The sequence below is a fragment of the Phyllobacterium sp. TAF24 genome (assembly GCF_052113785.1).
GTDB lineage: Bacteria > Pseudomonadota > Alphaproteobacteria > Rhizobiales > Rhizobiaceae > Phyllobacterium.
In genome coordinates, this window is the sequence record NZ_JBFRDN010000001.1 from 330,902 (window position 1) to 352,640 (window position 21,739).

General features: G+C 52.5%; 24 protein-coding genes. 13 read left to right on the forward strand and 11 right to left on the reverse strand.

The window, feature by feature from the left end; genetic code table 11:
* Positions 1-993, reverse strand: a complete 993-nt coding sequence (gene galE / locus AB4Y96_RS01650) for a UDP-glucose 4-epimerase GalE (RefSeq protein WP_091883282.1) — start codon at positions 991-993, stop codon at positions 1-3.
* 299 nt (positions 994-1,292) lie between these two features.
* Between galE and hemA the strand changes: the two genes are divergently transcribed.
* Positions 1,293-2,570, forward strand: a complete 1,278-nt coding sequence (gene hemA, locus AB4Y96_RS01655; RefSeq protein ID WP_441915216.1) for a 5-aminolevulinate synthase — start codon at positions 1,293-1,295, stop codon at positions 2,568-2,570.
* A 53-nt stretch (positions 2,571-2,623) separates the two neighbouring features.
* Here the strand turns inward: hemA and AB4Y96_RS01660 are convergent, their stop codons facing one another.
* From AB4Y96_RS01660 to mscL, 3 genes are all read right to left on the reverse strand, one after another.
* Complete coding sequence (locus tag AB4Y96_RS01660) at positions 2,624-3,676, reverse strand: AbrB family transcriptional regulator (protein WP_441915218.1); 1,053 nt, start codon at positions 3,674-3,676, stop codon at positions 2,624-2,626.
* The gene (locus tag AB4Y96_RS01665; RefSeq protein ID WP_441915220.1) at positions 3,673-4,839 is read right to left on the reverse strand and encodes a pyridoxal phosphate-dependent aminotransferase; all 1,167 of its coding nucleotides are present in this window, start codon (positions 4,837-4,839) and stop codon (positions 3,673-3,675) included. The genes AB4Y96_RS01660 and AB4Y96_RS01665 overlap by 4 nt, the downstream gene beginning before the upstream one ends.
* A gap of 170 nt (positions 4,840-5,009) precedes the next feature.
* On the reverse strand, positions 5,010-5,423 hold the full coding sequence (gene mscL, locus AB4Y96_RS01670; RefSeq protein WP_091883269.1) for a large conductance mechanosensitive channel protein MscL: 414 nt from the start codon (positions 5,421-5,423) through the stop codon (positions 5,010-5,012).
* Positions 5,424-5,903: 480 nt separating this feature from the next.
* Here mscL and AB4Y96_RS01675 point away from each other — a divergent pair, with 480 nt between their 5' ends.
* Complete coding sequence (locus AB4Y96_RS01675; protein ID WP_441915222.1) at positions 5,904-6,989, forward strand: ATP-binding response regulator; 1,086 nt, start codon at positions 5,904-5,906, stop codon at positions 6,987-6,989.
* Positions 6,990-7,002: 13 nt separating this feature from the next.
* On the opposite strand, the gene AB4Y96_RS01680 is transcribed toward AB4Y96_RS01675, so the two are convergent.
* A complete protein-coding gene (locus AB4Y96_RS01680; RefSeq protein WP_441915223.1) occupies positions 7,003-7,674 on the reverse strand; it encodes a response regulator in 672 nt (223 codons plus the stop codon).
* 229 nt (positions 7,675-7,903) lie between these two features.
* Here AB4Y96_RS01680 and pip point away from each other — a divergent pair, with 229 nt between their 5' ends.
* A complete protein-coding gene (gene pip, locus AB4Y96_RS01685; RefSeq protein WP_441915224.1) occupies positions 7,904-8,857 on the forward strand; it encodes a prolyl aminopeptidase in 954 nt (317 codons plus the stop codon).
* A 61-nt stretch (positions 8,858-8,918) separates the two neighbouring features.
* Here the strand turns inward: pip and AB4Y96_RS01690 are convergent, their stop codons facing one another.
* Together AB4Y96_RS01690 and AB4Y96_RS01695 are read right to left on the reverse strand one after the other, a co-directional pair.
* Positions 8,919-9,362 carry a VOC family protein gene (locus AB4Y96_RS01690; RefSeq protein WP_091883259.1) on the reverse strand — a complete coding sequence of 148 codons (444 nt, stop codon included), beginning with the start codon at positions 9,360-9,362 and terminating at the stop codon, positions 8,919-8,921.
* Between the two features lie 142 nt (positions 9,363-9,504).
* The gene (locus AB4Y96_RS01695; RefSeq protein WP_441915227.1) at positions 9,505-9,948 is read right to left on the reverse strand and encodes a hypothetical protein; all 444 of its coding nucleotides are present in this window, start codon (positions 9,946-9,948) and stop codon (positions 9,505-9,507) included.
* A gap of 132 nt (positions 9,949-10,080) precedes the next feature.
* Between AB4Y96_RS01695 and AB4Y96_RS01700 the strand changes: the two genes are divergently transcribed.
* The 3 genes from AB4Y96_RS01700 (at position 10,081) to AB4Y96_RS01710 (ending at position 12,674) form a co-directional block, all read left to right on the forward strand.
* Positions 10,081-10,428 carry a DUF952 domain-containing protein gene (locus tag AB4Y96_RS01700; protein WP_441915229.1) on the forward strand — a complete coding sequence of 116 codons (348 nt, stop codon included), beginning with the start codon at positions 10,081-10,083 and terminating at the stop codon, positions 10,426-10,428.
* Positions 10,425-11,522, forward strand: a complete 1,098-nt coding sequence (locus AB4Y96_RS01705; protein WP_441915230.1) for a quinone-dependent dihydroorotate dehydrogenase — start codon at positions 10,425-10,427, stop codon at positions 11,520-11,522. Before AB4Y96_RS01700 ends, AB4Y96_RS01705 begins: the two co-directional genes overlap by 4 nt.
* Positions 11,523-11,597: 75 nt before the next feature.
* Positions 11,598-12,674: a D-alanine--D-alanine ligase family protein gene (locus AB4Y96_RS01710; RefSeq protein WP_441915232.1), complete on the forward strand. Its 1,077-nt coding sequence runs from the start codon at positions 11,598-11,600 to the stop codon at positions 12,672-12,674.
* Position 12,675: 1 nt separating this feature from the next.
* On the opposite strand, the gene AB4Y96_RS01715 is transcribed toward AB4Y96_RS01710, so the two are convergent.
* From AB4Y96_RS01715 to AB4Y96_RS01725, 3 genes are all read right to left on the reverse strand, one after another.
* The gene (locus AB4Y96_RS01715) at positions 12,676-14,031 is read right to left on the reverse strand and encodes an MATE family efflux transporter (protein WP_441915234.1); all 1,356 of its coding nucleotides are present in this window, start codon (positions 14,029-14,031) and stop codon (positions 12,676-12,678) included.
* A 95-nt stretch (positions 14,032-14,126) separates the two neighbouring features.
* The gene (locus tag AB4Y96_RS01720; RefSeq protein WP_441915236.1) at positions 14,127-14,624 is read right to left on the reverse strand and encodes a CAP domain-containing protein; all 498 of its coding nucleotides are present in this window, start codon (positions 14,622-14,624) and stop codon (positions 14,127-14,129) included.
* Positions 14,625-14,700: 76 nt separating this feature from the next.
* On the reverse strand, positions 14,701-14,967 hold the full coding sequence (locus tag AB4Y96_RS01725) for a DUF6460 domain-containing protein (RefSeq protein WP_441915238.1): 267 nt from the start codon (positions 14,965-14,967) through the stop codon (positions 14,701-14,703).
* Positions 14,968-15,263: 296 nt separating this feature from the next.
* Between AB4Y96_RS01725 and AB4Y96_RS01730 the strand changes: the two genes are divergently transcribed.
* The 6 genes from AB4Y96_RS01730 to AB4Y96_RS01755 all read left to right on the forward strand — a co-directional run bounded on the left by AB4Y96_RS01730 (position 15,264) and on the right by AB4Y96_RS01755 (position 20,322).
* The gene (locus tag AB4Y96_RS01730) at positions 15,264-17,396 is read left to right on the forward strand and encodes a type VI secretion system Vgr family protein (RefSeq protein WP_441915240.1); all 2,133 of its coding nucleotides are present in this window, start codon (positions 15,264-15,266) and stop codon (positions 17,394-17,396) included.
* Positions 17,397-17,409: 13 nt separating this feature from the next.
* Positions 17,410-17,838: a hypothetical protein gene (locus AB4Y96_RS01735; protein ID WP_091883238.1), complete on the forward strand. Its 429-nt coding sequence runs from the start codon at positions 17,410-17,412 to the stop codon at positions 17,836-17,838.
* A gap of 97 nt (positions 17,839-17,935) precedes the next feature.
* Entirely contained in the window at positions 17,936-18,871 is a 936-nt protein-coding gene (locus AB4Y96_RS01740) for a hypothetical protein (RefSeq protein ID WP_091883235.1), read from the forward strand.
* Positions 18,872-18,879: 8 nt separating this feature from the next.
* A complete protein-coding gene (locus AB4Y96_RS01745) occupies positions 18,880-19,449 on the forward strand; it encodes a hypothetical protein (protein WP_441915241.1) in 570 nt (189 codons plus the stop codon).
* A 113-nt stretch (positions 19,450-19,562) separates the two neighbouring features.
* On the forward strand, positions 19,563-19,871 hold the full coding sequence (locus AB4Y96_RS01750; RefSeq protein WP_441915243.1) for a PAAR domain-containing protein: 309 nt from the start codon (positions 19,563-19,565) through the stop codon (positions 19,869-19,871).
* Between the two features lie 67 nt (positions 19,872-19,938).
* The gene (locus tag AB4Y96_RS01755; RefSeq protein ID WP_441915244.1) at positions 19,939-20,322 is read left to right on the forward strand and encodes a hypothetical protein; all 384 of its coding nucleotides are present in this window, start codon (positions 19,939-19,941) and stop codon (positions 20,320-20,322) included.
* Between the two features lie 99 nt (positions 20,323-20,421).
* Here the strand turns inward: AB4Y96_RS01755 and AB4Y96_RS01760 are convergent, their stop codons facing one another.
* Positions 20,422-20,907, reverse strand: coding sequence for a VOC family protein (locus tag AB4Y96_RS01760; protein ID WP_441915246.1), 486 nt, complete (start codon positions 20,905-20,907; stop codon positions 20,422-20,424).
* 289 nt (positions 20,908-21,196) lie between these two features.
* Here AB4Y96_RS01760 and AB4Y96_RS01765 point away from each other — a divergent pair, with 289 nt between their 5' ends.
* Positions 21,197-21,586, forward strand: a complete 390-nt coding sequence (locus tag AB4Y96_RS01765; RefSeq protein WP_441915248.1) for an ester cyclase — start codon at positions 21,197-21,199, stop codon at positions 21,584-21,586.
* Positions 21,587-21,739: the final 153 nt, after the last annotated feature.

Below are 21,739 nucleotides of genomic sequence, written 5' to 3' on the forward strand. Positions count from 1 at the left end.
CTAGCGGCCCGAATTGCGGCTTCCCAGAGCTTTTTCCCAAATCAGGGCCGATTCGACGATGGCATCGAGATTGTCGAGACGCGGTTCCCAACCCAGATCTTTTCTGGCTCGTGCGCTGTCAGCGACGATGGATGCTGCATCCCCTGGACGGCGATCCGTGAGGCGAGCGTCAATTGGTGCCCCATGCACTCGTTCGACGCTTTCAATCACTTCGCGCACGGAATATCCCCGGCCATAACCGCAATTGGCGGTGAGGCTGCTGGCGCCTGTGCGCAACCGGTCCAGTGCAAGGCGGTGGGCTGCAACGAGGTCACTCACGTGAATATAATCGCGCACGCACGTACCATCGGGCGTGGGAAAGTCGTGGCCGTAAATTTCCATATAGGGCCGTTTGCCAAGGGCTGTTTCACAAGCAACCTTGATCAGATGGGTCGCCCCTCTTGTGGATTGACCGGATCGGCCCTTGGGATCAGCACCAGCAACATTGAAATAGCGAAGGGCCGTGTAACGGAAATCATGGGCTGCTGCCGTGTCACGCAACATCCATTCGGTCATCAGTTTGGAAACACCATAGGGTGATTGCGGTTGAAGCGTCGTATCCTCGGTGACGGGCTCCATACCACCATCGCCATACACAGCGGCCGTTGATGAAAAAATGAAATTCCTCACATCCGATTTGATGACCGCTGCGATAAGGGAACGGGATTTTGAGGTGTTGTTTTCATAATATGTGAGCGGGTCGCGAACCGAATCCGGCACGACGACCGAACCGGCAAAGTGAATGACCGCATCAACATAATTGCGCTCAATGGTTTCACGGACAAGGTGCTGATCCGCAATATCGCCGACTATGAGTTTGGCTTCCGGCGGTACTGCCCATTCAAATCCGGTTGATAGACGGTCGATGACAACAACGGACTCCCCCGAGTCCAATAATTCCCAGACCATGTGGCTGCCAATATATCCGGCACCGCCGGTTACGAGTACTGTCATCTGTTAACCTCTGAACCATGAATACAGCTCTCAGCGGTCATCTTGCCGTATTTCGGCAAGAGTGCAAAGCCTTGAAGCGACAGCATAAAAATTCTTCAGCCAAAACACTTTATGCAGCAGGAACACCTCGGACTGAACATCTTCCCGAAAGGCGGCGTCCGTCTTTCGCAAATCCCTGGCACTATAGGGCATGCTGAACTTGGACGCTGTCATTTACCAAGCGTGGCAAATTGCCCACCTTCCCATCATGGATTTTAAGCAGCAAAAACGGTAGTAAGTTTGTGATACAGGAGCAGTACATGGACTATCGTCGGTTTTTCGAAGACGCGATCGACCAGTTGCACGCTGAAAAGCGTTATCGGGTCTTTGCTAATCTGGAACGGATCGTGGGAAAATTTCCGCGCGCGCTTTGGCGTACCGCTGATGCCACACGCGAAATCACCGTATGGTGTTCCAATGATTATCTCGGAATGGGTCAGCATCCATCCGTGATCGCTGCCATGCATGATGCATCCAGCCGCATGGGCTCCGGCGCCGGCGGCACCCGTAATATCTCGGGTAATAATCATCCGCTTGTAGAGCTTGAAAACGAACTGGCCGACCTTCACAACAAGGAAGCCGGTCTGGTCTTTACGTCAGGGTTTGTATCCAACGAGGCGTCAATCTCAACCATCGCACGGCTTCTGCCCAATTGCCTGATTCTTTCCGATGAGTTGAACCATGCTTCGATGATTGAAGGCGTTCGTCGCTCCGGTGCAGAGAAGAAGATTTTCCGTCACAATGATGTGGCGCACCTTGAAGACCTGTTGAAAGCAGCAGGCAAGGAACGCGCCAAGCTGATCGTGTTCGAATCTGTTTATTCGATGGATGGCGATATCGCGCCGATTGCAGCGATTGCCGATCTGGCCGAAAAATACAATGCCATGACCTATATTGATGAGGTCCATGCAGTTGGCATGTATGGCAATCGTGGCGGCGGCATCACCGATCAGGAAGGCCTTTCAGACCGTATCGATATTATTGAAGGCACACTGGCCAAGGCTTTCGGCACGCTCGGCGGCTATATTACTGGAGCCAAGACGGTGATCGATGCGGTTCGCTCCTATGCGCCCGGCTTTATTTTCACCACGGCCCTACCCCCGGTCATTGCAGCGGCTGCCACCCAGTCGATTCGCCATCTGAAAGTATCGCAGGAAGAGCGCAGACTGCATCAGCGTCAGTCGCAACTTACCAAAGATATTCTGGCTTCGGCAAACCTGCCTGTCATGCACTCGCAAACGCACATCGTCCCGATCCATGTTGGCGATCCCGAGTTGTGCAAAATGGCAAGCGACCGGCTGCTTGAAGTTCATGGGATCTATATCCAGCCAATCAATTATCCCACTGTCCCGCGCGGAACCGAACGTTTGCGCATCACTCCAACGCCGTTCCATTCCGATGAGCTGGTGCTTGAATTGAAGGACGCTCTGGTTGAAGTCTGGACCGCTCTTGGCATTCCCTTCGCCAAGGACAGCACACCATCAGTCAAAACAAACGAACGCGTGGTCACACTCGCCGTATCCAAGGCGGGTGGCTGAAACACCATTTTCTGAAGTTAGACAGGCCCGTCATTTCGTTCGAGATGGCGGGCTTATTTGTTTGCACTGGCACCGCTCAACCAACGGGCGAGAAATGGCACAGCGAGCGCAATCATCAGGAACCGCGCTACGTGATGGGATGCCACATAGGATGGATCAACGCCGAGCGAGAAGGCAATCACAGTCAAAGCTTCCAGCGCGCCGGGCGCAAAGGCAAGCGCGATCTGTGCAGGATGGATATCCAGAATGTACCAGACCGCAAAAGCGGCTAGAAACGATGCGACGGTTCCGATGATGAACGCACAGAGAGCCGCGGGCAGATAACGCACGAGTTGGGTGCGATGCTCCGCACCAACCCGTGAGCCAATCAGAACACCCAGAATAATCAATCCGATATCAGCAATGGAGCGCGGCACGACGGCTGTCACCAACGATGCCCCGTGCAGCAAGGCGCTTGCCAGCAGAGCCCCCAACATCATGCCACCGGGCACGCGGGTGAAGTGGCCAAGCAGCGCACCGCCAAGGCCGCAGACAAACAGGATAAGTGCCTCCTGCACCGTCCAGTTATAATTCATCTCAACAACAACGTGCGGCGCGTTCTTTGCGATGATCGCCAGCAGTGGCGCGAGAAAGCCGATTAGCAGCAGAAGCCGGATACATTGAACCACGGTGATCTTGACCATATTGGCCTGCGTTCCCATCGCCGCAACCAGCACGAAGGAAAGCGCACCCGGCAGTGACGAAAACAGGGCTGTGGGCCCATCCCAGCCAAACCCTTTGCGCAGCATCAGATAGGTGAGCCCCGTCACAGCGACGAGCGCAACAAAGAGCATGAGAAAACTCACCGGCCATAACACCATCTGGTTGATCGTATCAGGCGAAACGCCGGAACCAGCCTGAATGCCCAGCATAAAGAAGACGAAGACCCGCAACCAGTCAGGCAAATGAATACGAACACCCGACAGCGATGCGGCCGTAACCGCGAGCGTTGATCCAAGTAGGAATGGGATAGGCAGACCAACAAAACCGGCGCTGAAAGCGCCAGCCGAGGCAATGAAAAGGGAAAGAATGGTGGCCTGGGTATTGTTCAGATGTATGCGATTCAACGTTTCCGAATCCAGTCTGCGAGGCGATCGGCAGCCTCCTCGACCTGATCGATTCGTCGGGCAAAACACAGTCGCAGGAAGGCTTCACCACCATCCCCAAAAGCTGTGCCGGGCGCAAGGCCAACCTTTGCTTGATCGACAATATCAAAGGCTGCACGGTATGAATCCGTGACACCCTCAATACCGAAGAGCAGATAGAAAGCGCCCGCAGGCGGTGACAAACGCACCCTGCCGGTGGCCGCAAGTTTGGCACAGAGAATGTCGCGGGCCTTGTGCGCGCGATCAACCTGCATTCGGATAAATTCGTCACCATGATCAAGCGCAGCAACGGCACCGCGCTGCATGAATTGCGCAACACCCGATGTTGAATACTGAATGAGGTTCTCTACAGTTTTGCCAAGGGAAGGATGGACGGTCATCCAGCCCACCCGCCAACCCGTCATGGCCCAGTTCTTGGAAAAGCTGTTGACGAAAATAATGCGGTCATCCGGGTCCATGACATCAAAGAAAGACGGTGACCGCTGCGCACCGTAATAAAAATGGGTGTAGATCTCATCGGCAACGATCCACAGACCGTGCTGGCGCGCAATCTGCAATATCTCTTTCAGTGTTTCGAGATCGGCAGTCCAACCCGAAGGATTTGATGGAGAATTGATGAACAGCGCCTTTGTTTTTGGCGTGATTGCGTCGCGGATTTTCTGGGGATCAAGTGTCCAGCCATTTCCGGTGAAATCCTGAATGACAGGAACCGGTGTTGCACCGGCAATACCGGCTGCGGCGGCAAAATTCGGCCATGCGGGCGACAGATAAATCACTTCATCCCCTGCCCCCGCAGTGGCCTGAATCGCAAGCTGGATCGATTGCATGCCGGAGCCCGTGATATAAAAATGATCTACAGGCAGATCAACATTGAAATGGCGCTTGTGATAATCAGCCAGCGCCTGCCGCAATTCGGGAATGCCTGCCTGCCAGGTGTAGAAGGTCTCGCCATTGGCCAAGCCAGCACTTGCAGCATCACGGATGAAATCCGGTGTCGGTAGATCACCTTCGCCCGCCCATAAAGGAATGACACCCTCCTGCCGCCTTCCGTGGTTCATCACGGCAACAATGCCGCTTTCGGGAGCGACAGCGGCTTCGTGGCGCAAATGTTCGATCAGACCCATATGATTTTCTCCAATGCCAGAGGCCAGACGTAACGCAACGAAACTTAATAATCACGTGGATATTTGTGATGTTCCCATCACCGCCGCTGATAGTCTGCTGACGACTTCCTGACAGGTACAAACAAAAACCCCGGCACGGGGCCGGGGTTTTCAAATACGTACGAAACGCCTCAGCGTTTGGCGAGCAGATCGCGGATGTCAGTAAGTAATACTTCTTCCTTGGTCGGCGCAGCAGGAGCTTCAGGGGCAACAGGCTCCTTCTTCTTGAGCCTGTTCATGGCTTTCACCACCATGAAGAGAACCCAGGCAATGATCAGGAAGTTGATCACCAGGGTGATGAAGTTGCCGTAAGCAAGCGTTGCACCGGCAGCGCGTGCGGCAGCCAGTGTAGCAGCGGGTGCTCCCGCCAATTGGATATACATGTTGGAAAAGTCTACGCCACCTGTAAGAAGCCCGATAATCGGCATCAGGATGTCGTTAACAATCGAGTCAACCAGTTTGCCAAAAGCACCGCCAATGATCACACCAATGGCGAGATCGACCATGTTTCCCTTCAAGGCAAATTCTTTGAATTCCTTTAGCATGATATACCACTCTCCAGTATTCCGTGTTAATTGGAAGCTGTCAGTCCCCAGTGATGCGATGTGCAACACAGATTGACAGTAACAGATGTTCCTAAATTATTAACAAAAAGTTTTGTTTTATAAGTAGATACGCATTCACTACCGCAGATTTTCCCGCATTCCCATTTTGAGATCGATCCATTTTCATGAGGGCATTTGCCGCTATTTAACGGAAGGTTGAGGCCCATGGTGGGCTGGACTGGCGCGCTCGTCGCACTTTTATATCTCCTGGCACATTATGTGCGTACCAAGACAATTGACCGGCATGCTGACAGCGAAAACAGCAGGGACCGACCGCTCATCCATGCCTTGAGTTTGCGGCAAACCAATGCACATCTCGATGCACGCGTTCGCGAACGGACGGCAGAGCTTACACATGCAAATGAAGAACTGGCAAAAGCACAGCGCCGGGCCGAAGAAGCCAATAACAGCAAGACACGTTTGCTGGTGGATGCGGGGCACGATATCCTGCAACCGCTCAGCGCCGCCCGGCTTTATGCGTCCGCACTGACCGAGCAATTGGGCGATTCGCATCAGAGAGCGTTGGCGGCCAGCCTCGATTCGTCTCTCGAGGCAGTAGAGTCGATCTTCAACACGTTGCTGGACATTTCACGATTGGATGCGGGTGCTGTGAAGCCTGTTGTTTCTGTCTTTGCGCTGAACACACTTTTAGAGCAAGTGATAGGAGATTTTTTGCCTGCGGCCGGCCAGAAGGGTCTTGAACTCAAACTTGTTGCGAGTTCGGCCATCGTTGCGACAGACCGCAACCTCTTACGCCGATTGCTTCAAAACCTCGTTTCGAACGCGGTCAAGTACTGCAAGTCAGGCAAGATACTGGTCGGGGTGCGCCGCCGGGGCCAAATGCTTGAGGTTCAGGTTCTTGATACGGGCATTGGCATTGCCAGATCAAAGCTGAATATCATCTTTCGTGAATTCTCCCGGCTCTCCGAGGGTATGATGGAATCGGAGGGACTCGGCCTTGGTCTATCGATCGTTGAACGCATAGCCAAGACTCTCGACATGTCTATTGATGTTCATTCAAACCTTGGAAAAGGCTCAGTTTTCTCGGTACGGATGCCGGTGTCAGAAACCAAAGCATCTGCGCTTGCCAAAAAGATGCCGGCCCTACGGCACTCCAGTCCATTGGATGGCCTGGCAATTCTTTGCATTGACAATGATGAGCGTTCGCTTTCTGCCATGAAAGCACTCCTGCAAAGCTGGGGATGCAAAGTGGACGTATTGAACCACAGCGGTGCTTTAAGCAGCTTTTGCCAAAATCACACGTCAGCGCCGGATGTCATCCTTACCGATTACAACCTCGGTGAAGCAACGGGTATTGACCTCGTTGAATACGCACGCAACCACTATGATTGCCAGATAAAGGCTGCGCTCGTTACTGCCGAGCGATCCAACCAATTGCGCGTCCACGCCATGTCCACCGATGTTTCGATTATCAACAAGCCCGTCAAGCCCGCAGCCCTCAGAGCACTCCTTTCGTACTTTCAACTAGCTGATAGCTGCAGTTAAATTGCGCTCAGGTCTACTGCAATTCAACAAGTTCAGTGTTCAAGGTCGCTGTATCGGACTTGAAACGCGAAAAACGAATGACTGCCTGTGTCCGGCTTTCAACACCGAGCTTATTCAGAACAGCCGACACATGCGCCTTGATGGTCGCCTCCGATACATTAAGCTCATGGGCGATTTGCTTGTTCAGCATGCCGCCAGCCATCATGCCAAGAACACGCCCCTGCTGTGGCGTTAGCCGGCGCAAACAAGCAATCAACTCATAATGCTCAGCATCAAGAGAGCTCTCGTCCTCGCACGCGGGCGGCGACCAGATTTCACCGTCAAATATTTTGCTGACAGCAAGGCCAATTTTATCGGGCGTCGACGACTTGGAAATAAAGCCCGATGCGCCCAGTGCAAGAGCTGCGCGAACGGTGAACAGATCGTCAGTTGCCGAAACAACTGCAATCGGGATGGTCGGGCACAGCGCGCGCAAGATAATCAAGCCAGTCAGGCCACTTACCCCGTTCAATGCAAGATCAAGAAGCACCAGATCAACATCAAATACGTCGAGTAACAGATCCTTGGCACTCTCGAGATCGCCTACCTCAATAATTTCCGCGTCCCATGGCTGCATACCAAGGGCTGCTTTCAATGCGCCGCGGAAAAGTGGATGATCGTCCACAATGACAAACTTAAATTTCATTATTGAAAAGTCCTTATTTCGAAAATATCAGCAACTGTAATTTATTGATTTTAATGCTTTCGACTAAAGCGCATTTACCTGATATATCAAGACAAATTTAGTCCGCACAAAAGTTTTAAACGCATACGGTTTGTCCGTTGATGTCTGCTAAACACATGAATTGACTTGGCAAAACCATAATCCCGCGCAATCATACGTACATTACGGACAATCTTCGAAAGAAAGATGCATGATCACCAATACTCTTTACCCCGAGACCCAGCCCTATTCCGAGCAGATGCTTGCTGTGTCCGATTTGCACAGTATCCATGTGGAGGAATGCGGCAATCCCAACGGTAAACCGGTTATCATGATCCATGGCGGGCCAGGCGGCGGGATTAATCCCACCATGCGCCGCCTGCATGATCCGGAGCTTTACCGCATCATTCTGTTTGACCAGCGTGGTTGTGGAAAATCAACGCCTTATGCTGAATTGCGTGAGAACACGACATGGGATCTTGTGGCCGATATGGAGCGCATCCGCGAGCATTTCGGTATCGAGAAATGGCAGGTTTTTGGTGGCTCATGGGGTTCGACCCTTGCACTCGCCTATGCCCAGACGCATCCGGCACACGTCACCGAATTGATCTTGCGCGGCATCTTCATGATCCGTCGCTTTGAGATTGAGTGGTTCTACTCAAACGGTGCGAGCATTATCTATCCTGATCGTTTTGAAGCCTATCAGGAGCATATTCCAGAGGCGGAGCGTGGTGATATGATTGCCGCCTATTACAAACGCCTTACCGATGAGGACCCGGCCGTTCGCTTGGCAGCGGCCAAATTGTGGGCACGGTGGGAAGGCTCAGCGCTTTCCCTTTTGCCAGATCCAGCGCGAGAAGAGGCTTTCGCCGGAGACCACTTTGCCATCGCGTTTGCGCGCATCGAGTGCCACTATTTCCAGAACAAGGGCTTCTTCGACACGGATGATCATCTCCTGCGCAATGCCCATCTGATCCGCGAGATTCCGGGCGTTCTGGTGCATGGCCGCTATGACATGTGCACGCCGCTGTTGAACGCCTGGCATTTGAAAAAGGTCTGGCCGGAAGCCGATTTACGGATTGTTGAAGATGCCGGTCATTCGGTCACAGAACCGGGCATTGTTCATGAATTGATCTCAGCAACCAAGAAGTTTGCTACTTCTTAGGCACCTATGGCAATCGGCTCTTATTACGGCCGGTTGCCACTTCACACAGCAGATGTTTGCGTCACGCAGCCAGATGTTTGCGCCGTGATTTAACCACCCATAAATGGCCGAACGGATCGGTGAGGACGCCGACCCGATCACCATTGTCAAGTTCTTCGACGGCATTGCGCACATGGCCGCCTTCCGATGTGGCATGGTGCATGACACGATCGACATCGTCTACATGGATATCGAGCATGACGGGGGTCGCACCAATGGCGTGAACCGAGCGCGGGCCACCCATTGAAGCATCCGCGTCGCGTTTCGGATTTGCACCAACAATCATGATCACTGATGCACCCATCCGCATTTCAGCGGCAATCAATTCGCCATTGTGCAGATAAGGCCGCCCGACAATTCGCGCACCAAACACATTCTCATAGAAATCCAGGGCCATTTGCTGGTCGCCGTGGCGCACAAAAAGCCGGATGGAAATCTCACCGATCAATCTTGGGCCCTCGTTCATCCTGTCCCTCCAGCGTCAATTATTGAACACTAAAGTCGTATAATTACGAGAACAAATCAAGAACAAAATGATGCCGAGAAGCAAGGATCTGCTATTATCCGTGGAAAACAGCCCCTGAAAATCATGCGGAAATTCGTGCGGTTCAGGTCTTCTGGGGTTCTGCCTTCGAGCCCTTGTCATCGTTCTCGAATTCCTTGGCGATGCCCATGAAACGACGCATGAATTTCTCCATGTAGCTCAAGCCTTTTTCAAATTCTTCATCGGAAGGCAGCGCATCGCGAACCACCGGAGGAATTTTGCCTATGCTCGCCACCGTGTCTTCCAATTTGGCGACACGGGTTTTTAGATCAGCCAGATCCTCCTCATAGGCTTTGCGCTCTTCTGTGGCGAGCTTGCAGACCAGCTGGCCGGATTTTTCCTGACAGATAGACATCTCGCCTGTTTTGTTGTTCAGCCTGATATAACCGGTTTCGGTCTTTTCCAGTGAGTAGCTCATCGTGTCTTCAGCAAAAACACCGGTTGAGCCAGCGATAGCCAGAAGTGGAACAGCCGTAACGGCGGCAAAGAGAGTTCGTGTGCGTGACATGACTGACCTCCGAAATGCAGAACACCGAGCTTGAGCGGATAATACGCCGAAAATAGGAATTCGGGTCGAGATTTCTGTTACCGATGCCAGTCTACTCTTTGCGCATTGCGGTTTTGCGTCTAGTAAAACCGCATGAGCAAATTGATTTACAAGATTGCCCCAAGGGCACTTTGGCAGGCGGCAGAAGCTGCCGGTGTGTTTGATGGCGCCCCGATTGACCATGCCGACGGCTATATTCATTTTTCCACCGCTGCACAGGCGGTGGAAACGGCTGCCAAACACTTTGTTGGACAGGATGACCTGCTTTTGATTGCAGTCGAAGCTGACCGACTTGGCGAAGCCTTGAAGTATGAAGTTTCCCGCGGCGGTGATCTTTTCCCGCATCTCTATGCATCACTCCCCATGGATGCAGTTCTATGGGTCAAACCACTGCCGCTTGATGCTGGCGGCAAACACCAGTTCCCGGAGATGGATGCATGAGTGGGCTGTTCCAGTCGATTGGCCGCAAAGTTCTCTTCACTTTCGACCCGGAAGATGCCCACGGCATGTCGATCAAGGCGTTGAAAACGGGACTCGTTCCCTCCTGTGCCTCAACGAGTGATCCAGCCTTGCGTGTTGAGATTGCGGGACTGAAGTTCCCAAATCCACTGGGTATGGCGGCGGGTTACGACAAGAATGCCGAAGTGCCGGATGCTTTATTGAAACTTGGCTTCGGTTTTGCTGAAATCGGCACTCTCACGCCGCTGGCACAATCCGGCAATCCAAAGCCGCGCATTTTCCGTCTTGTTGAAGACAATGCCGTGATCAATCGCCTTGGCTTCAACAATGAAGGCCATGAGGCTGCATTTCAGCGCCTTTCATCACGCAAGAACCATCCGGGAATTGTCGGGGTCAATATCGGAGCCAACAAGGATTCGGCTGATCGCGTGGCAGACTATGTCGCCGGTATCCGCAAATTCCATAAGCTTGCAAGTTACTTCACCGTCAATATCTCTTCGCCGAACACGCCCGGTCTGCGTGACCTGCAGGCACGGGACAGTCTCAAGGAATTGCTCGGCAAGGTACTGGAAGCACGCGATGAAGTTGCCGCTCAGTCTGGCGCAAGACGGTCCGTATTTCTGAAGATCGCACCTGATTTGCCTGACGCAAGCCTTGATGATATCGCTGCCGAGGTTGGACTGCATGCGCTTGATGGTCTGATCATCTCCAACACCACGCTGTCACGCACTGGTTTGCGCAGCGCGAAAAACACAGGCGAGGCTGGTGGACTTTCAGGCGCGCCGATCTTTACCCGCTCGACAATTGTTCTGGCTAAAATGCGCCAGCGTGTTGGACCTGCTCTGCCAATCATCGGTGTTGGAGGCATCGACAGCGCCAGGACGGCAATCGCAAAAATCCGCGCGGGCGCTGATCTTGTCCAGCTCTACACGAGCATGATCTATCGCGGCCCCGGGCTTGCTGCCGAGATTATCAAGGATATGTCAGCGGCACTAAAACGCGATGGCGTGAGCAACATTGCTGAACTGCGTGACCGCGATGTTGCTGATTGGGCCGGCAAAGATATTCCCGCCTGATCGGCGAGCGTAATTTCGCCATTGTTCCGCAATCCAACGGAACAGCGATATTCCCAACCACATGGAAACAGAGTGATGACAAGCAAAAGACGGGTTGCAGTTCTCTTTGGCGGACGTTCAGCCGAACACGAGGTTTCCCTGCTTTCTGCCAGCAATGTCGTCAAGGCCATCGATACGTCAAAATACGAAATAGTGCCCATTGGCATCACACGCAGCGGGCAATGGCTGCTTGTTGAACTTGAAGATGGCGGACTGCCAAAGGCAGTGCCGACAACCGGATCAGAGGTCAGCCTGCTGCCGGGTGGTAAAGGTCGTCTTTTGGTTATTCCCGCAAGCGGCGCGCCGCATGAACTGCCGCCTGTCGATATTGTGTTTCCAGTGCTGCACGGCCTTTACGGTGAAGATGGCTCTGTGCAGGGATTGGCCGAAGTCGCTGATGTGGCCTATGTCGGCTGCGGTATTCTCGGGTCCGCTGCGGCGATGGATAAGGACATTGCCAAGCGCCTGCTTAAAGAGGCAGGACTGCCAGTCGCGCGTGGCGTGACGATCCAGTTTGGCGAAACGGCCTCTTTTGACGATATCGCACGCGATCTTGGGACGCCGGTCTTTATCAAACCAGCCCGGCAAGGCTCATCCGTCGGTGTCGGCAAGGCAGCAACGGCAGAAGCCTTTGATGCGGCTGTTAAAGAGGCCTTCAAGCACGACCGTAAGCTTATCGTAGAAGAATTCGTTCAGGCGCGCGAGATTGAATTCGGCGTGCTGGAACATGGCGATGGATCGTTGACTGTCTCGGTTCCCGGCGAGATCGCTCCAGCGGCAAGCCATGGGTTTTATACCTATGAGGCCAAGTATATCGACGCGGATGGGGCCGCCCTGTCTATTCCAGCCAATCTCCCGGACGCTGTCACAGGGCAGTTGCAGGATATGGCGGGCCGGGCATTCCGGGCCTTGGGCTGTGAAGGCATGGCCCGCGTTGATTTCTTTGTTCGGCCCGATATGAGCATGGTTGTCAACGAGGTCAATACCATACCGGGCTTCACCAATATCAGCATGTATCCGAAGGCGCTTGGAGCGACTGGCATCCCCTATCCCGAACTCGTGGGCAAGCTGATCCAGCACGCTCTGGACCGTGCCGAACGCCTACGCAGTTGATCTAGTTGGCGAACTGCAACCGTGCCCGCCGCGGCAGGATGGCCAGAAGCGACAGCCCACGCAATCCAAGGAAAAGATGCAGCGCCAGCCAGAGCCCGTGATTGCCCATAAATTGCGGCAGCACGTAGTAAGCGGCGAAATAACCGAGAAGTGACAGGATCATCATGTTGCGCATGTCGCGCGACCATGTGGCACCGATGAAGACGCCGTCCATATGGAAGGCCAACAGGCCGGTGACAGGAGCCAAAGCTGCCCATGGCATGTAAAGGGCTGCCATGGCCTGAACATCAGCCGACTTGATCAGCAGGGCAACAATGGCGTTGCCATAGGTCAGGAAGAAAAGTGCCATCAGCGAAGCCAGAACCAGCCCCCACAGGAATGACAGCTTGATGCCGCGATCAAAGGCCGGGCGATAATGCGCGCCTACCGCACGGCCGGAAATCTGCTCCGCGGCCGTGGTTACACCATCGATCAAATAGCCTGAAATCAGCAGAAAATTCATCAAAACGGCGTTCGTCGCTAATGTCACTGCACCCGCTTCGGTACCAGCGCGGGTAAAATAGGCATAGGCGATAAGCAGAAAGAAAGAACGCAACATGATATCGCGGTTGACCGCAAACATGCGGCGTATGGCATGCATATCGAGGATACGCGCAAGAGACGGGTTGGGTACTGCGCGAAATTGCCAGTAGACCATCATCAAACCGACCAGAAGCGCCACGCTTTCGCCGAGAACTGTTCCCCAGGCAATACCCGCAACACCCCAACCGAGAACGAGGCCCAGCCAATAGGTCATGATGACATTGACACCGTTCAGCAGGAATTGCAGGTAAAGTCCCTGCATCGCCTTTCCCTGTCCTAGCAACAGCCCAAGCACGACGAAATTCCCCAGCGCCATCGGCGAAGAAAAAAGCCGGATCGACACGTAAGTCGACATGGCGTTGGCGACCGCCGAATCCGGGTTCATAAACCTGATCGTCGCGGTCAGAACCAGAGGCGTGATAGCGATAAAAACAAAGCCGACAACCACTGCAATGCCGATTGCGCGCCAGAACACAGCTTGTTGCTCGACATTGTCATGGCGTCCCATGGCCTGCGCCACCAGCCCGGTTGTTCCAGCACGGAGAAAATTCATCGTCGAAAACAGAAAATCGAAGACCAATGCACCGATCGCAAGCCCGCCAAGCAAATGCGGATCGCCGAGCTGACCAATAACAGCTGTGTCAACAAGGCCAAGCAAAGGTGTCGTCAGCGATGCCAGCATCACCGGAATCGTAATCGCCAGCATCAAGCGATTGGTCACCTCGAACGGGCGAACAATCTTTGATCCATCAGGATTTGACACTTGCGTTGACATTGAAACACCGGAGAAAGAGGTCAGAAGGCTGACGGTGTTCTATGCCATTGAGCGCGGTTCTTTTCCAGCACTATCGGCCAATTACAGCCGAAAGATTAGCTTGCGAGAACGAGCGCCCAATAACGCTGGCTGCTGCCGCTTGATGCCTCGCAATAGGCAAGACCAAACCGGGTGAATTTTTGATCAAGCATATTACGACGATGTGGCGGCGAAGCCATCCACATGGCAAAGAGCCGGTCTAGTTCCATGCGGCCTACTGCAATATTTTCTGCAGCAAGACCATGAATTTCATTATTCCGCACCCGAGTAGCAAAATCACGGCCCCAGCCAGTCGTATGCGACATCCGGCCTGCGCTCGCCATAAAACCTGCTTGCTGCAAGGCCGCTTTTTCCAGCGTGGAATCCGCAGTCAAACCAGCAAGGCCATTTGAAGACCGTATATTCTGAACGAGAGAGGCAGCTGACGACGAAACGCCTTCTTTCTTTCCGGGCGGACTCGTCACCGTCTGGCACGCTGCCAACGGCAACAGTGCCGAGACGGTTGCAAAACCAAGAAAGCTGCGGCGTGACACATGAAATTCTGAAGCTGGCATAGGCAATTCCTGAATGAGACACCCTGCCGATACCCAGCAATTGTGGCTCATTCAGGCCAGAGAGATGTTTTTGAGATCAGCGTCGAAAGCTTAACAACCGCAGGATGATGAAACAGGGAATGACCACGACTGCACCAAGCAAGAAATAGTCAGCGAAACGCTCAACGGCGCCAAAGCCAAGATTCCAGATACGGCGGGCAAAGTTCTCAAAACCATAGAGAATATCGAGAGGCGACCAGTTGAACGCACTCATGACCACACCAACAAAAAGCGAGATGACAACGAGCTTGAGCAAGATGCGGCCGGGCGTGTCTCCCAGAAAACGGTTTATATTGTCTGACATCGATACTCCGGTAATAAGGGCGGCAACAGCTGCGATCCCCTTCACATATGGCGATTAACGATCTGGTTCAAGCGATTGGATTGTCGGTTTCAAGATGGCCGCGGCGGAACACACCCAAATCCAAAACAGCATTTGTTCAAAATGATACTGAATTCACCTGGCGATTATTGAAGAATAGAAGGCTTATCCTTGTGCAATAATGCACTATAGGCGAATAAACACTCGACGTCGCTTTTCAAGCAACTTAAAAACAATCAAAGGTTGTAGGTTCGAGACCAATTACAGTTGAGGAATGAATGGAATTTGACTTCACCGACGCCGGCTTGATTCAAGCTGACCGCATTCTTCGCATCTCAACGTCGCTGGGCACGGACGTTCTTCTGGCCGAGAAAATGGATATCCGCGAGGAAATCAACGGCCTGTTCGAGATCGCGGTGGACGTCAAATCCAAGCGCACTGACATCAAGCCGGAAGAGCTTGTCGGAACGCTTGTCGATCTGTCGCTGGAAATCGCCTATGGCCAGCGCCGACCGTGGAATGGTCTTGTCACGGGATTGAAGGAAGGCCCGCCCGTCTCGCGTGGTCTGCGCTCCTATAGCCTGATCATCCGCCCGCAATTGTGGCTGCTGTCGCAACGCTCCGACTGCCGCATCTTCATGGATATGACCACGGTGCAGATCGTGGAAACGCTTTTGAGCGAACACGGCATCAAGGCTGCGGTGACAGGCGGTGTTGTTACGCCGCCCGCTCCGATGCACTACTCCGTGCAATGGAACGAAACTGATCTTGCCTATCTGACCCGGCGGCTCGAAGCCGACGGCCTGTTCTACTGGTTCGAACATGATGAAGGCCAGCATACGCTGCATGTGGCAAGCCATCCGTTCGGCTATACGAAGGGTCCTGATACCGATGTCAGGTTTGCAGCAGGTTCCACGGACAGAAACCACATCAGCGAATTTGCACGCAATTATCAGTTCACGCCGGGAAAACGTGCGGGCGGCGACTGGAACTTTGAAAAGCCGCAAGGACCGCAGGGTGCAACGACGCCCTCGCTTGTCTCGCTGCCAAAGAATGCCGAATATGAGCTGTTCCACTATCCATCAAAGGCGATGGATCAATCGGCCAATGATCAGGCTTCCAGACTGCGTATGCAGGCGGTGGAAGCGGGTCATGAGCAGATCGAAGGATCATCAACGGTCAGAACGCTGGCCGCGGGTCGGCGATTCAAGCCTTACGAGGTGGCGCATGCGGATCACCAGCACGAAGAATATGTTGTCACCGCAATTGTCCACCAGATCGTTGATTCATCCTACGAGACGGGCGATGGCAAGCTGGAATACGCCAATTCGTTCATAGCCCTTCCCAGCCGATTACCGGCAACACCGCATCGCCATACCACCACTCCGCGCATTGATGGCTCGCAGGTAGCCATCGTCGCCGGACCGCCGGGCGAAGAAATCCATCCGGATGAATATGGACGCATCAAAGTCTGGTTCCCATGGCAGCGCAACCGCGCCAAGAAAGACGGTTCCGACACCTGCTGGATTCGGGTGATGCAATCCTGGGCAGGCGGCGGTTTCGGCGCGCAGGTCATCCCGCGCATCGGCATGGAAGTGATGGTCACCTATCTCGAAGGTGACCCGGACCGACCCGTCGTCACAGGCATCGTGCCTAATCCGAGCACGAAAGTGCCGTATCCATTGCCTCATAACAAAACCAAGAGCGTGTTCCGAACTAATACGCATAAAGGCAAGGATGTTAAACAGTTCAACGAATTGACCTTTGAAGATGAGAAGGGACAAGAAGAGATATACATTCACGCTCAAAAGGACATGAACACCAAGATTCTCAACAATAAAACTCAAGCAATAGATAACAATGACGTCCAACACATTGGTCACAACAGGCAAATAGAGGTTGGGAATAATAAGGACGAGGTGATTGGTGGAAATCTATCACTCAGCGTTGGCCCGTCAGGCATCGGGCGGATCGTGAACAAGGTTTTGGCCTCCTTGACGCAGGGTATCGGAGAAGCAGCCAAAAATCTGGGTTTTCCAGGCATCCTCAATCCTGGGGAAGGAAACATGTCGGTGACGGTAGAGAAGAATAAGACTGAAACGGTTGGTCTGTTTAATGCGATCAACGCTGGTGGAGGGATGGCAACGAACGTGGCAATGTCTTACAGCGTCAATGCTGGTACCCGTATTAATCTCATGAGTAATGACACAATGTCATTTAGTTCGCAAAACACAACAACGATGCATAGCGGGGGGGAACTCCATGTTCGCTGCGGTAAGGCGCAAATACTGATGCACAAGGACGGAACTATGATCCTTACCGGTAAAAGGCTGTTTATGGATTTCGAAGAAATCGAGATCAATGGAGAGAAACAGATAATTGCGAACAGCGCAAAAATCAGTCTGAACTGATTGGATAATTCAAATGAAAATCATACTGCTTATTACACTTGCAAATTTACTTATTGCTCCGATCGCCCAAGCGTCCACGTGCAATTCGCAAATCGAGAAGTTCGATTTTATGCAGACTTCGCCTCAGAAGTTTTATGGCGGGACGGTGGAAGAGGTGCGATCTGCTTATAAGAAGCTGACGGACAAAATCGGAAACCCAAGCATATATGGACGCACGACCGTATTTTATGTCGCCAGTGATTTTTCCACATTTAGCCAGAGTTATTGCGATACGGAGAAATGTCGGGGCCTTGATATTCTTGAGGGACTTCAGAAATGCTCATCGAGCAATAATAAAGCTTGCTACCCGATCGCCGTCATATTCAAATCTAACCTATATTGCCTGCTTGAACCGGCGCTGAAATACAATAGCGGTGACAAGCCATTTGAACCGTTCAAATGAAGTTCCAGGCATCGCAAAACCTGAACGCAAAATCGGCTTTTGTAACGGCGCAGTTTAAAACCATGCATCGCCAACCCAATCTATATCGGTGAAAATCATGAGCAAGTTTCCTTACGGCAACGATCTCAATAATCCTGACTCATGGGCGGGCTTTGCCAACACAAAGTCTGAAAGTTGGATGATCGGTTACCATTCCGGCATGTCACTTGGGATTGGTGCACATACCTTTCTTTTCTTCGGAAGAGAGAATCTTGTCGCATTCAGCGCATCGTTGATCGGTGGAGGTCTCACAGCACAATTTGGTCTGTCCAATGCTGCGAAAAAGCTGGAGCGAGGTGGAGGTAAGTCCACCAAACTCCCTTCAGAAATGTTGGAGCGCATTGAAAAAGCAAAAGATGTCAATGATGCGTATAACTGGTCGACTTCTCTCGAGGATATTAAGTCGGCACATCACATTTATAAACTGCTGGCGAGTAATGTCAGTACTTTCAACGCATTGACCCCATTCTCTTCGAATGATTTGGGCGGAACGATGGGCGTCGTGTCCGGTGTTGCTGTGGATGTCCTGATTGGTGGAGCGAGTTATTATTTGGCGGATGCAAGAAACCTGTTCAAAGAGGCGACTGCTTTCAACATTACGAATGACGCTACACTGGTTTCGGCATCGTTGGGATCTTTGTGGGGAGTATGGAGAGTTGAAAAATTCTTTTCGCTATGGGCGGAATTGGCCTACTCAAAGAAGGAGGAGTACCCATTTCAGACGTACAACGTCCATCCCTTTTTTCAGCAATGGAAATCCAAAGAATATGCTTATGAAAAACAGTTGGAGCGTTTGCAGCAACAGGATCGCATCATCAACAATATAACGGAAGACATGATCGCAAACCCGCAAAAATATGGCTATCCCGACAGCCAGTATGCGTTGCAACGCGTTGTTGAGATGAATAAGCAGTTTTACGACGGAGCACGGTCTGCAACCACGAACCCTTATCTGCCGTGGGTACCATTCGATCAACAACATTTGTTTAAATAGGTTCCGCTATGGCTCATGAACAACCCTCCAATGAAAGCCTCCCACTTTTGGCTGAGTTAGCCGGCGGCTATTCACCCATTATGATTTGGATAGAGCTTAACGCTTGCGGAAAATTTTGGCCTAACACGTACGCTGTTATGTTTCGGACAGCTAAACAAGGGCGAATGTTTGAGACATTGGATCGCTATCACGGCGTAGCGGCGCGGCTTAAAGAATTCTCCGCTGAAAGATGGCAACAATTGGCAAACGGAGCTGGTTGGACGCCAATATCTTGCACTGCACTGTCCTGGTGTAATGGGTCGACGCTGGATCAAGTTCTTGATATTTGGCGACGTATTGGTGCAGAGTCAGCCATTGAACCTGCCGCTGATTTTGCAGCACTACTCTTGAATCCCGAATTACTGCCGGAGAACAAGCTCTCAACGCTTATTGCCTTGGGAAAGGATACCGCTGGCGTTGCGTTACTCCTCGCGGCAAGAGCTGAAGGGCTAATTGTTGATGTGCCGGACGAAAAGCTTCAACATGCGCCGCAAGTCCTTCAAAAAATGATCCAATCAAGGGCTCTTACAACCGAATAGGAAGTGATTATAACGGTTTACAATGTTGATCCAACACTCTGTCAAATATTTGTTGAGCATTGTATTTCTACTCACGCCTTCCACTCCAGCTCACGTCATGCGATGGAAACAGAATGCCAGCACAAGCCCGTCTAGATGATATTGGTTCCGGCCATGATTGCCATTTCCCTCCGACCAATGCGATTGAGGGTAGCCCTGATGTTATTATCAACGGCAAGAATGCAGTGCGCGTTGGTGATGCCTATGCGCCGCACGGGTGTCCGTCATGTCCAGCGCCATCTCATGGCCGGGCATTGGCGGTGGGCTCACCAACGGTATTCATCAATGGCAGACCGGCAGGCCGCATAGGTGATGCTATTGATTGTGGCGGCGTTGCCCAGACCGGCTCGGACGACGTATTTCTGGATGACGGCTCGGTCTGAACTCAGGTTGCAGCGCTGCTGATAGTCCGGGTTTTCTTCTCGTTTTCACCTCAATGAGGAGCGCAACATGAGAATGCAGACCACTTTGCCGGTCACGCTCATACTGGCCGTCGCGTTCGGAACGATAGGCCCTACGCTCGCGCAAACGAAGGACCCGGTTCACACCTTGAAATGCTGGGAGGGCGGTAATCGCCTTGAGTTTTCGCTCGATGGTAAGGGCAATGCGACGTTGACCCAACTTGCGGGTCCGGCGATTACACTTTTTGAGGATTTGAAGGACCCCGAATGGACTGTTCGCACAGTGTCGGAAAACGGGGTCCCACGGATACACATTGCAAACAAGCATGGTGCGCTCTTGTCGATATACGCCGCACGGAAGACGCTCGGCCAATTGACCTGGAACAATCCAGCCGGATCTAAAGCCGACGTCCTTTGTGATGTGGATTCTTAGAGCTTGCCATTTGTCTGCCTCTCAGTCTTCCGCCCTGTCAAAAACTACGGTGATGCCCCACCCTCTCTGAACACAGTGGGGCATCCGTGATACCTCGCCTTAGTCCCCGGCATAGGCCTTCTGCAGGGTCGCAACATCGAGCTTGCGCATCTTGAGCATCGCCTGCATTGCGCGCCCGGCTTTCTGTTTGTCGGCATCGAGCAGCATATCTATCATCGGTGACCAATTGACCTGCCAAGACAAACCGAAGCGATCCTTTAGCCAACCGCAAACACTCGGCTCGCCGCCGCCTGCAAGGAGAGCATCCCAATAGCGATCGACTTCAGCCTGATCCTTGCACTCGATCAGGAATGACACGGACTCGTTGAATTTGAACTGGGGTCCACCGTTGATAGCCGTGAAGATCAAACCATCGAGTTGAAACTCAATAGTCATGATTTCGCCTTCCGGCCCCGGACTGTCCTTCAGATAATGCGACATGCGCAACACTTTAGAATTGGGAAAAATTGAAACGTAGAAATCTACCGCTTCTTTCGCATTGAAATCAAACCAGAGATTCGGCGAAATGCGCGTGCGAATGGTCATTGCAACCTCCTTTGATCCATTAACTTGCAAAGGACGTTTGAGAATCCCTCAATCCGACATTCATTGAAAAAATTTGTTCTACCCTATGGATGGCAGTTTGCACCTGCTCGCAGCCAGGGACAAATATGGCACGGGTGCTACCAATTGCATTCGATCCGCGTTGGGTTCGGATACCCAGACACGACAGTAACGATTGCCCCGTACGGTCCCTTGGTAAAATGTACTGTGATACGTTGATCGGCATCGAGGATGCGTTTTCAATTATTGGCAGCTGCAACCGGAGATTTCCATGCCTCTTTCTCAGCTCTATCGCGCCTATATTGATTGTCTAAACCGGCAGGACTGGAACAATCTCGGGCGGCATGTCGATTCCGATGTCGAGTATAATGGTCGATTGTTAAAGCTGTCCGGCTATCGCGACATGCTGGTGAAGGATTTCGAGAGCATCCCCGACCTCCGCTTCAACATTCAACTTCTGGTCTGCGAACCTCCAAACGTCGCTGCACGCCTTGCCTTCGAATGCTCTCCAAAAGCCGAATTCCTCGGCTTGAGCGTCAACGGACGCAAGATATCGTTCGCGGAAAACGTGTTCTACCAGTTTAAAAGCTCAAAAATCGTATCAGTCTGGTCGATATTGGACAAGACCGCGATAGAAGCTCAGCTTTTCAAAGGAATCTGAATTAGCTGATCATGCGTGGACGGGTTGTTGTTCCGCCTGAAGTTTCAGCGCCAGAATGGTTGAGCGCAGTTCGGCCGGGCGGATGGGTTTTGACAGGATCGGTATCTGCGGATCGCCCACATCATCGCGCACACGGTTTTCATCATGACCGGT